General features: G+C 59.1%; 7 protein-coding genes and 1 pseudogene. 4 read left to right on the forward strand and 4 right to left on the reverse strand.

What is annotated here, in order from left to right:
* Window positions 1-3: 3 nt before the first annotated feature.
* Window positions 4-354: a DUF2019 domain-containing protein gene (locus E5J99_RS01315; protein WP_135495905.1), complete on the forward strand. Its 351-nt coding sequence runs from the start codon at window positions 4-6 to the stop codon at window positions 352-354.
* 361 nt (window positions 355-715) lie between these two features.
* Window positions 716-1,699: a pyruvate dehydrogenase complex E1 component subunit beta gene (locus E5J99_RS01320; protein ID WP_135495906.1), complete on the forward strand. Its 984-nt coding sequence runs from the start codon at window positions 716-718 to the stop codon at window positions 1,697-1,699.
* 203 nt (window positions 1,700-1,902) lie between these two features.
* Here E5J99_RS01320 and E5J99_RS01325 read toward each other — a convergent pair whose 3' ends face one another.
* Window positions 1,903-3,327, reverse strand: a complete 1,425-nt coding sequence (locus E5J99_RS01325) for a hypothetical protein (protein ID WP_135495907.1) — start codon at window positions 3,325-3,327, stop codon at window positions 1,903-1,905.
* A gap of 247 nt (window positions 3,328-3,574) precedes the next feature.
* On the opposite strand from E5J99_RS01325, the gene E5J99_RS01330 reads away from it, so the two are divergent.
* Window positions 3,575-4,117: a DinB family protein gene (locus tag E5J99_RS01330; RefSeq protein WP_135495908.1), complete on the forward strand. Its 543-nt coding sequence runs from the start codon at window positions 3,575-3,577 to the stop codon at window positions 4,115-4,117.
* Between the two features lie 14 nt (window positions 4,118-4,131).
* On the opposite strand, the gene E5J99_RS01335 is transcribed toward E5J99_RS01330, so the two are convergent.
* Both E5J99_RS01335 and E5J99_RS01340 read right to left on the reverse strand, forming a co-directional pair.
* Complete coding sequence (locus tag E5J99_RS01335) at window positions 4,132-4,584, reverse strand: acyl-CoA thioesterase (protein ID WP_135495909.1); 453 nt, start codon at window positions 4,582-4,584, stop codon at window positions 4,132-4,134.
* Between the two features lie 94 nt (window positions 4,585-4,678).
* Window positions 4,679-5,419, reverse strand: coding sequence for a class I SAM-dependent methyltransferase (locus E5J99_RS01340; RefSeq protein ID WP_135495910.1), 741 nt, complete (start codon window positions 5,417-5,419; stop codon window positions 4,679-4,681).
* A 195-nt stretch (window positions 5,420-5,614) separates the two neighbouring features.
* Here E5J99_RS01340 and E5J99_RS01345 point away from each other — a divergent pair, with 195 nt between their 5' ends.
* A complete protein-coding gene (locus E5J99_RS01345) occupies window positions 5,615-6,013 on the forward strand; it encodes a hypothetical protein (protein WP_135495911.1) in 399 nt (132 codons plus the stop codon).
* A gap of 32 nt (window positions 6,014-6,045) precedes the next feature.
* Here the strand turns inward: E5J99_RS01345 and E5J99_RS01350 are convergent.
* Window positions 6,046-6,179: pseudogene (locus tag E5J99_RS01350) on the reverse strand (IS5/IS1182 family transposase); the annotation flags it as partial.

Below are 6,179 nucleotides of genomic sequence, written 5' to 3' on the forward strand. Positions count from 1 at the left end.
CTTGTGCCTATTCACCATCAGACCGAGGCGCTGGAGCTTTTTTGTCTGGCCGCCGCCCGGCAGGCGGAAGCCACTGCGGCCGGCACCTACCGTGTGGGCAACAAAGCATACGACCAAATAATAAAAGCAGTGAAGTGGCTGGCCGCTAATCAGGCTATACCAGCCCTTTGCCCGCTGCTCCATGCTGAAAACGTCGGCATTCGGCTGTGGGCCGCGTCCGTCTTATTGCCGTACGGCAGCCCGGAAGCAGAAGAAGCACTGGCGGCTTTGGCTTCTTCAGCTTCCGTTCACGGCCTCATTGCCGCTACAACGCTGAACGAATGGCGAGCGGGGAGGCTCCAGATCATTTCTTAGCCAGATAGCCTTTCGCCCTACCTGTATCCCCCATAAGCTACTGCTGCCCTGCTGCAGTGAACCATGGCAGGGAGGGTGCGAATGAGCGCAGGAGCGGTGTGAAGGATCGTAGGAGCAGCGTGAACAGGTGTAGAGACACATATTTGCGTCTCAGTCGTTGCTGACGTTTTCTGCCCCCTTAACGGCTGTTCAACGATGAGACGCAGGTATGCGTCTCTACCTCGTCCTGAATTCTCCCGAAAGAAGCCTGGGCCATCGATACGAAAACAGGCTTGCCCGTGCCGGCTGCTCGTTGTAGCTTTACGGGCCGGAAAATTTCCGGCTTTCTGTTTCTGACGTTTCGAATTTCTGCACTCTGATTATGCGGACCATCCAATTCCGGGAAGCCCTACGCGAAGCCCTATCTGAAGAAATGCGGCGCGACCCGCGCGTGTTTCTGATGGGCGAAGAAGTAGCTGAATACAACGGTGCCTATAAAGTAAGTCAGGGCATGCTCGACGAGTTTGGCCCGGAGCGCGTGATTGACACCCCTATTGCTGAGCTGGGCTTTGCCGGTATCGGCGTGGGCGCGGCCATCAACGGCCTGATTCCGATCATCGAGTTCATGACCTTCAACTTCTCGCTGGTCGCCATCGACCAGGTGATTAACTCGGCGGCCAAGATCTATTCGATGTCGGGCGGGCAATACTCCTGCCCCATCGTGTTTCGGGGTCCTACCGGCAACGCGGGCATGCTGTCCTCGCAGCACTCCCAGAATTTTGAGAACTGGTTTGCCAACACACCCGGCCTGAAAGTAGTGGTTCCTTCCACGCCTTACGATGCGAAAGGCCTGCTGAAAAGCGCCATTCGCGACCCGGATCCGGTGATTTTCATGGAGTCGGAGCTGATGTACGGCGACAAGGGCGAAGTACCGGAGGAAGAGTACTTGCTGGAAATCGGCAAAGCCAACATCGTGCGGCCCGGCAAGTCGGTGACGCTCGTCAGCTTTGGCAAAATGATGAAAGTGGCCCTGGCCGCCGCCGATGAGCTGGCCAAGGAAGGCATTGAAGCCGAAGTAATCGACCTGCGCTCCGTGCGCCCGATTGACTACGATACACTGATCGAATCGGTGAAGAAAACCAACCGCATGGTGGTGGTGGAAGAAGCCTGGCCCCTGGCCAGCATCAGCTCGGAGTTGGCCTACATCGTGCAGCGCCGCGCATTCGATTTCCTCGATGCTCCCGTATTGCGCATCACCTGCATGGACGTGCCCCTACCCTACGCCCCGACTCTGATTGAAGCGTCGCTGCCAAATGTAGCCCGCACCGTGACGGCCGTGAAGGAGGTTATGTATCAGAAAGCGTAGCCTGCTTATGGGCAGTGTCGGTAGACCGCCGTGCTGAACTTGCATCCGCCTGCCGAAGTAGCGCTACTGCGGTAGTAATCGATTACGGTGGTGCGCAAGATGCTTCGGCAGCCTCAGTAGGGCGTTCGTACGTATCACAAACGACTTCTTGGACACTCCGGTAGTACAAGGTTAACACGAACAAAAAAGCTCTGGCTAGCTAGTCAGGGCTTTTTTGTGGGCACCTCTGCCCCACCCAACGGGGCCAGCACTCCTACATCGTACGTCAGCTGGGCGTGCGTGCGGGCCGAGAGCGTGAAGCAGAGCAGCAGAAATACTCCGTAGGCTATTACCACGGCGGCCAGGCGCGGCCACACCCACCGATGATGCCCCCACTGCAGCTGGGCCCCGCCAAAGCAAGCGGCCGCGTAGAGCACCAGCTGCAACGGGAGCAAAAACCGGCACTCGATGGCAATAGGCAGCGAAGCCAGGCAAGGCAGCAGCAGGGCCACGGCCGCGAGGCCCACCCGCAACGCCGTGGGCCGGGAGTACCTGCCAGAGCCTATTACCAGCAAAGCCCCGAACCAGACAGAGTAGTGGAGCAGCGCCAACCACCCCGACCGTTGCTCCGTGTCGAGCACGAAAAGCGTGGGATACTGCACATCCAGGCCGTTGAAAAGATGACGGCCGTAGAGTGCGGCAAACGCCAGCGGCTCGTGCGCTACCGCTGCGGCATAGGCGCCATAGCTGCCGAAATGATGCATAGACCGCCGCTGCCGCAAAGCCTGCCCGGCAGCATCGGTATACAGCATGCGCGGCGACGGCGACGACGGGTCTAGGCTGGTTTCATATTTCTGCACAACCAGACCCCACCCCAGCTGAGCCAGATACAGGTTGGCCGTGGGCAGGCGCGCATCGCGCGACAGCACCAGCGGCGTCCAGAGGCCGTGGTGCCGGCCGTTCATGAGTAGCTGGGGGCCGCTAATCAGCATACAGCCCAGCACCAAACCGCCCAACGCCGCTATGCGGCGGCCCACCCCGGCCGTAGCCACCAGGGTGAGGACGACCAGCACCGGCGCAGCCAGCAGATACACGGGGCGAATATTGTAGGCAGCCATCAGGCCGGCGCCGGCCAGAAAAGCGTACCACCAGCTCCCTCCCCGCACCGCCAGACGTAAGCTCAGCAGCAGCGCCAACAGAGCGGGAAAGTCGGAGAGCACGAAATTGAAATGGTCGCGCCAGAACAGAAAGCCTAACGCCGCAAACGCTATGCGGGGCGACCAGCCCAAGATGTGCTGCGGAAACAACGCGCGCCACAGTGCCGGTGCGGCCCAGCCAAACAGCAGCGCGGCACAAGCGGCACCCATCAGGCGCGTGAGGTGCAGGGGCGCCAGGCCGGTGAAGTGCGTGACGGCCTTGGCTGGCAGGTTAAGCAGTGGCAGAAAGTAGCCGCGCAGGGCATCGTCGTAGGCAAGCAGGCTAAACCGGCCATCTTGGAAAAACCGCTCGGTCAACGTCCAGTAGTTGAGGCCGTCGTACACCATTTCCGAATAGCCGGAAAAAGGCAGATACAGGCAATAGAGCAGGAAAACCCCACCTGTTATCCACCGTTCCGGATTCCGGAGCGTTGCATTTTCGCTTGTTGCCACGCCCCGAGCTGGTAGCATCTTGCTCATCGAGCGGCTCAAAGGAGTGTTGAGTTTATCATTCTTCGAGCATGGAGCGCCCCTGGGCTGCAGAGGATGAACACAGGTGGCAAGTGTTTCATAGTAAGTTAGTTGTCACCCGTAACCGGATAGTACTGCCACCGGTACGGCGGCGCTACCAGAGCCAGGGCTACGGATTTTACGTACCTTTTGCTCAAAGCTACTTACTTCTCCCCGCTCCCCTGCCCTCATGAATCATCGTCTGCATCTCCGGTTTGAGCAACTTGAACAAGCCACCAACCGCCTGTTGGCCATGACGGGGGCGCTCGGCGACAAAGCGCATCAGACGCCGGGCCCCGGGCAGTGGTCGGCGGCTCAAGTAGTGCAACATCTGCTCGTGGCCGAAACGGGCATCAATCAGTACATCGAAAAAAAGGTATTGCAGGCGGAAGAGTTGGAGAAATCGACGTTCGGCACCTTTCTTCGCTCCCGCTTGCTGCGCGTGCTGCTCCGGATTCCGTTTCTACGCTTCAAAGCGCCCGCCCGCCTGGCGGCCCTGACCACGGACGACGTACCAGCCCTGACAGAACTGCAAGCCGAGTGGGAGGCCGTGCGGCGGCGGCTGGAGCAAATCCTGAACGAATATCCGTCGTCGCTCCTGAACCGGGACATCTTCAAGCATCCTCGCTCGGGTATGCTCAACATCTACCAAACCCTGGACTTCATGGTAGACCACGTGTTGCACCACCAGCGGCAACTGGAGCGCATCAGCAAAGTGGTGCTGACCAAATAAGCCGACTGCCGGATCTATGCCGGGCGTGGCGTCCGCTCGATGTCGGCATAGGTTTCGTGCCGGGTAAGCTGGCGCATCGCATCGGCCATCTCGGCGGGCGGTATCGTAAGCTTGCGCAGCCGCAAATCCAGCCAAGCGCCATCGACGGACACAGTGGCAGCGGCGCGGCCGTCGGCTTTGTAGATAGTATGAACGATGCGCCAACGGGAGGCATCGGCGTTTAGGCCGCTCAGTTCGGCCGTCACCCGAATGGTTTCGCTCAGCCCGATTTCCTTGAGAAACCGAGTGTCTTCGCGAAATAAGATGGGGCCAATACCTAATTCCGCGAAGCGTGGCAACGGGAAGCCTTGCTCGGCCAGAAACTCGATGCGAAGCTGCGCCGCGTAGTCGGTGTAGGCGGAGTGACGCATGTGCACGTTGGGGTCCATGTCGGCCCAGCGAGCGGTGTACGTTTTAGCGTATTCCATTCAGACAAACAGTTGTTAGGCTACATCAAAAAGCGCGGCTATTGGCAGGGATTTCTGTGGTAAATACCAATTCTACTTGGCTGGCGCTTGCCGTTCAGGCGTTCTGTGAGTGGTGCTTCAGCGTGAGACGCACCAGATACTGCTGCTGCTCGTCTTCACCCAGAAAGTCAACTTCATAGCCGGCTTCTTCGGCGTAGTCCTGCAGCAGGCTGGCATCGGCAAAGAGCCACTCAAACGTAGCGCCGGTTTCGTCGCCGTAGCGCATCGAGTATTCTACTTCCCCGTAGTACGGGCCGTTCAGGTTCAGCACCAGCGCGCCATCTTCTTCCTCATAGAGGTAGCTGATGTCGGAAGACGTAGCCAGAATTTGGCCGCCAGGAGCCAGCAGGGGCTTGGCATACTGCAGAAAGCGCTCCAGCCCGTCCAGCGTCCCGACGAGGCCCAGACCGTTCATGAGCATCAGAATGGTGTCGTAGTGCTCCCCAGTGGGCAGTGCGAACAGGTCGTGGCAAGCGACTTCGCGCACGCCGCGCTCCTGCAGCACCTGCACGGCCCCCGGCGAGGCATCAATGGCCTTCACCTGAAAGCCCCGGCTTTGCAGCTCCAAGCTGTGGCAGCCCGCCCCGGCCCCGGCATCCAGAATCCGGCCCCGGCATTCTTCCAGGGCAGTACGCTCAAGCTCAGGCATTTCCCAGAGTGTGCGAAAAAAGTAGCTGGCGGGTAACGGTTCTTCTTCGGCTACATTGCTGTGCACCGTTAGCTCGGCTTTCTTATTGCCGTGTACATAAGCCAGCAGCGCGTGGCCAATCGGGTCGGAAGCAGATGGTACAGACATTGGGCAAAGGTAAGAGGAGTTGGCACAGCACACCGAACCACCTAGTCTACGGGCTTGGCAACCGGAGTGCCGCAGTGCTGAAAGCAGGCCGGGATGGGGCAGCCAAAGCAGTATTTCCGTGCTTCGCTGTATCCTTCCGGCCGGCATCTGCGTTGTTTCGAGCTACACTCACTTCTCTTTCGTCCTTCCCCATTCATGGCCAGCAACCTCGACTACCTCGATCCTACTCTGATTCCGCTCGAAGAAAAAGTTAAAGCCTACCTGGAAGCTGAGGAGGACTTGCGCAAGGCAACGGTGGAAGCAAAGTCGCTCCCCGACGCGGCAGCCAGTGAAGACTTTGCTAACCAGGCTTTTGAACACCGCCCCGCCACCGGCAGCTTCGATCAGCATGCCGATGAAGTGGAACAGCGCATCCAGAACATGCAGGACGACCTCGCCTTGCTGCGCCAGGAAGTGCTGGCCTTACTGCCTACCCGCAATGAGTTTGTAAAGGTGAATTTGGGCTACGGCCCCAGCCGCGTGGGCGCTTTCGCCGTGGAGTCTGCCGATACAAGCAAGGCCGAGCCGCACTACGAGCTACGCATCGTGCACTAAGCTGCTGCTGGATATGTCAAGCGGCTAAGAGCCTATCCAAATAGGCAGTTATACCAGGTGATTCGAGCGCAAGCAAAATGGAGCATGGCCAGATAGTTTTCGGGTTTTTTGGCCCAACGAATCAGCAGGTGGCGGAAGCGGTTGAGCCAGGAGTGCGTGCGCTCGA

The organism is Hymenobacter elongatus, from assembly GCF_004745955.1.
Lineage (GTDB): Bacteria > Bacteroidota > Bacteroidia > Cytophagales > Hymenobacteraceae > Hymenobacter > Hymenobacter elongatus.